Annotated in this window: 4 protein-coding genes; all 4 read right to left on the bottom strand. The window is 41.6% G+C overall.

The features are described from left to right. Window positions 1–120: 120 nt before the first annotated feature. A complete protein-coding gene (locus KDK14_RS05605; protein WP_257264032.1) occupies window positions 121–417 on the bottom strand; it encodes a hypothetical protein in 297 nt (98 codons plus the stop codon). A 27-nt stretch (window positions 418–444) separates the two neighbouring features. After that, the gene (locus tag KDK14_RS05600) at window positions 445–3,342 is read right to left on the bottom strand and encodes a dynamin family protein (protein WP_257264033.1); all 2,898 of its coding nucleotides are present in this window, start codon (window positions 3,340–3,342) and stop codon (window positions 445–447) included. Beyond that, window positions 3,297–4,226 (bottom strand): ankyrin repeat domain-containing protein, encoded by a 930-nt coding sequence (locus KDK14_RS05595; RefSeq protein WP_257264031.1) that lies wholly within the window; start codon window positions 4,224–4,226, stop codon window positions 3,297–3,299. Before KDK14_RS05595 ends, KDK14_RS05600 begins: the two co-directional genes overlap by 46 nt. Beyond that, window positions 4,151–4,339: ankyrin repeat domain-containing protein (locus KDK14_RS05590; protein WP_257264030.1), on the bottom strand; the 189-nt coding region annotated here is incomplete at its 5' end. The genes KDK14_RS05595 and KDK14_RS05590, both read right to left, overlap by 76 nt.

The following is a 4,339-nucleotide window of genomic DNA, read 5'->3' as shown; positions in this document are numbered from 1 at the left end:
TGCTCTTTGTGTGCTTTGTGGTTCCAATTCAAGACCTGCAACACGTAGAAACCTATCCGCCTGCGTTCGTTCGCAGAAGGTAAAGAACGGATGCACAGTAGTATCAACAGTAAGAATTCCTTAATATCTACCCCTGGTAGATAACCTGACCTCTCGCCATTCGTTAGCTTCTTTGATTTTCCCTACGATAACTTCTTTGAATTGATCTGTCTTTTTAATAACCTGACTAAGCTCCTCTTTTATTTCCTTTATATTATCCAAGCGGTGCGAAATATCACTTATTTTTTTTTGTTTTTCTTGTTTAGATTCATCGAGCTTTTTAAGTAATTTTTCATTTTCTTTGCTATAAGGTTCAGTTAGCTCCGTGAATAACTTATGCAGGTGGCCTACAATGACATCTTTAATTTCTTCGCGCAATCTTTTGTATGTATCTGATAAGCTGAATCATGTTGTAAGTTGAATATTACCTGATTGAATAAAGATATTTTGCTCGGTAATTTCACTGATTTTGTTTTTGATTTCCGTTTTGATGTCATTTTCAATACGTCTGGTAAAACTTTTATAGAAGAAGATGGGACACTCAACTATCACATAACCGAAACGGTCGGGATTAATAGCTCTCATGGTTGTATCATTTTGATGGTGGCAATCTTCTACAGCACTCATTAAGTCAGTTAGTTCATTTTTTGAAAGCTCAAAGAGCTTTGCTTCATATATTGAGCGGAAGCTGCGTATATATAAATCTAAAATCCCATATCTTAATTCCTTATTCTTTAATTCTATGTTTTTTAATCCGCCAAATATTAAACTAGCTTCCACAAAGCCTTGGGGTTCATGCAAACGCTTTTGTAGACTTATCCATTCTTTCTGTATCTTTTCAATATCTCCGCTTACTTGGGAGAAAAAGGTGATAAAGGTGTGTTGATCAAATATATTCTCAAATAATTTCTTTTCAGTATTACACTTAATTTCTTTATAACGAGCCTCTGCTTTCTTATTAGATTCTATTGCTTTAAAGTATTTTTCTTTTATGCTGCTGATTTCACTCTTAAGGTGACTTTTATCTTTTTCTAACCCAGATATGATTCTATCTTGTAATTTGTTTATTTTATCTACTGATAATTTGTGCGTTTTATCAGTGCTTTCTATCATTTTTTCAAAAGCGCTTTTCACAATCGAAAATTGGAATTGTATCTTGGAATTTTTTCTTTCGATATCCTTGACCACACGATCAAAATAGGACCTTTCCAACATGTATCTAATCTCTTTTTTAACTGCATCTGTATTTTTAATATCATTTTCCCAACTGTTTGGGGGGAATGCTCTTCTACCAAAATCTTCAACCCACGATTCTTCGCCCGGATCTGGTAATTTCTCAAGTTTCCCTAAATGTACTTGTTTCTCTAAATAATTCATAGCTCGCTTAGCCAATAAAGCATCACTTGCGGAGATAGGGAATATACAATCTTTATCCACATTTAGCTTTTTTGCCTGCTTTGTCTTCGTTCTTTCCGTCCGTTCTGCATCGGTCAGCCTTCTCCTCGGGCCTTCATCGCCACTATCTTCATCATCAACTTCTTCTTCCCTTGAAATTGCATCTTTCTTATTCAATATGACAGAAATATTGCTAACGGAATTGTCATTGGATTCGAGGCACTCTTTTATGGCCTTAATTATACGTGCTTCGTGAGCAGTACCTTGCTGTGAGAGATTAATAACCGGAAATACTGCTGATGCGGTGGCCATTAGTTCATTTACAAAGCCCATTATGTGTTCACCTCCTGCTTCATTTGGGCCGGGGCTATCCATGAGGATAAAATTACCATTCTCCTTAGGTAAATTACGTAGAGAACTAAAGTTAACCTCAATCATAGGAAACTGGGATCTTTCTTCAAAGCCTGCTAGTGGTGATTTTCCTATAACTTTTCCAGCGAGTCTTACAAAATCGTTTAGAATTTTTAAATATTTATAGATTTCCTTGGCACCTACGGGACTGTGAACTGCTTCGCCATTTAGAATTTTGTTAAAACCAGAATAACCATTTTTAACGCCTTTTTCGTAATCATCTTTCAATTCTTTCAGTTTTTTTCTTGATTCGCAGTCGTAGTCTGTTTTTGCCTTCACATTTTTACGCAGGTCTTCCAAAGGCTTGGGGTTATTAAAACGCAACTTAGGTAAAAATTGAGCGGGATCATGCTTAATCTGTATGGGAATAGCAGTTTTCGCACCGTTATTTGAGGGCAGCAGTTCTTGCCCAATAAGGGCGTTGATGAATGTGGACTTGCCAGAGCTGGTAGTACCAACCACCACAACCACTATTTCCTTTTCTTTCAGTTTCGTCTGCTCTTCTTTCAATATTTTAATAATTGAATTAAGAGTGGCTAGATCATATTGTTCCAGTCTCGGCTGCAATTCTTTCGAAGTTTTAAAAATAAAGTTAATCTCTCCAAGTAGGTTAATATTTTCCGTCAGCAATTGGTTTGCACTTTCATAAAGTTTTTCAATAGCGTTGGCTGAGTCTGGGCGCTTTAACCGCTCTCTATTGACAACTGCTCCAGCCGGGGCAGTAGCTGCAAATGTCCTTTTGTTCAGTTTAATTGGCTTTTCAAAACTGGCAGTCTCAGAAACATCTTCGTCTGATTCGTCTGATGTAAAAATGTAATTATTACTTGGCAATCGGTCCACATTTCTGAATCTAAAAGAATCATCGTCCATCCCGTGCAACCGCCCTGTCGATTGATAGAATTTAAGCCTCTCTGAGCGGTTATTATTGGCGGCTAAGGGGGATTCAGTATTATATCGTGCTCTATTTTGAGGGAGTACCTCCCACGCGCTGTAGTGACCATAGTTGCTATCCAGGTCGAGAGCAGTCCACCCTTCCTCAACTTTGACCCGGGAGGTGGCAATGTCCCGCATTACCGGGGTGGCTGTGTGGCTATTTCGAGCAGCTATGTGCCGAGCCGTTTCGCTGTATTTATCCTTCTCTTTGGCCAGGGAGGGGGCAGGTCCGGGCAATCCCCTGGCCAACTTTGTAGTGCCAATGCGGACAGTAGAGCCGAGATCATCAAGGCGCGGGGATCGTTCACTGTCCGACAATACCCTGGCCTTAACGGTCCCTGTGTCGTTACCCGGGGCAGCCAAGTGCAAATCAGTATTGTATTGGGCTCCATTTTCTTCAAGGAGTACCTTGCACGGGTTATGACCATTGTTTTTAGCCAAGTCGAGAGCGGTCCAACCTTTTTTATTCTGAGCAGCGACGATGACGCTGAGAAAATCTGGCTCCAGTCGAGGACTGCTCAGCAATGCCCTGACAGTAGCAGTGCGGCCCTTACAGGCAGCCAGGTGGAGAGCCGTATCACCATCTTTATTTTTACAAAAGGCCGTATGGGGGCAATGTCCAGCAATACCTTGACGGCCTCTGTGTGGCCTTCACGAGCTGCTAAATGAAGCGCCGTTTCGCCATCTTTATTCCTCATGGAGGAGTCAATTTTCAGCAATGCCTTGATGATCTCTGTGTTGCCTTCACGAGCGGCTTCGTGGAGAACCGTATCGCCATTGTCATTCGTGACATCAACCTGGATGCGCAAGGGGGCAATTTCCATAAATGCCCTGACGATCTCTTTGTGACGATTACGAGCAGCCAAGTGGAGAGGCGTACAGCCATCGTTCATCTTTTCATTGACTGAGGTTTGATATTTTTTTAGCAATACCTTGACGGTCTCTAAGTGGCCATTCTGAGCAGCCATATGCAGGGGCGTAGCACCATCCTTACGTGTTTTGACATTGACATCCACAGCCACTTTCATTTTATCAAGCAGTGTTACCAGACAATCGGTTCGCCCCCAACAAGCGGCTAAATGTAATGCGGTTGTGCCGCAGTTTGCAGCGACATAGATGTCCGCACCTTTAAGCAGATAAGCCAGTTTATCTAATTGGCCCCAAAGCGTTGCTATCATCAAAGGCGTGATACCGTCTTTATCACGGGCATTAAAGTCTACTTTGTTATCAGTCAGCTCACGCAGACACCCAATGTCGTTCTCTTTTTCGATGGTATAGTGTTCGAAGGTCTTGCCGTTAATGACGGTTTCATTGATATCTATGCCCATGGCAGCACATTGTTCACGGCCCTTGTTTATACTGATTTTGGTGGCTAATGCAGGGCTGTTTCGCCGTTCTTGTTGGAGGCGTTTACTTTCGCTCCCTTTGCAATCAGCTGTTTCAGGCATACGACGTTGCCTTTATAAACAGCCAGGTGCAGGGCTGTTTCGCCGCTTTTTTTGGCGGCATTCACTTCCACTCCCCTGATTTCAAGGAGTTTCGCCAGGCATTTGTCATGTCC

It is taken from the genome of Endozoicomonas sp. ONNA2, assembly GCF_024606365.1.
In the GTDB taxonomy this organism is placed as follows: Bacteria; Pseudomonadota; Gammaproteobacteria; order Pseudomonadales; family Endozoicomonadaceae; genus Endozoicomonas.
Note: the sequence above shows the minus strand (reverse complement) of the source record. Positions and strands in the feature narration are given on the sequence as shown.

What these genes read in the sequence shown, in the direction of transcription:
- KDK14_RS05595 (WP_257264031.1), bottom strand. Translation starts at nt 4,226, where the DNA reads ATGCCTGAAACAGCTGATTGCAAAGGGAGCGAAAGTAAACGCCTCCAA.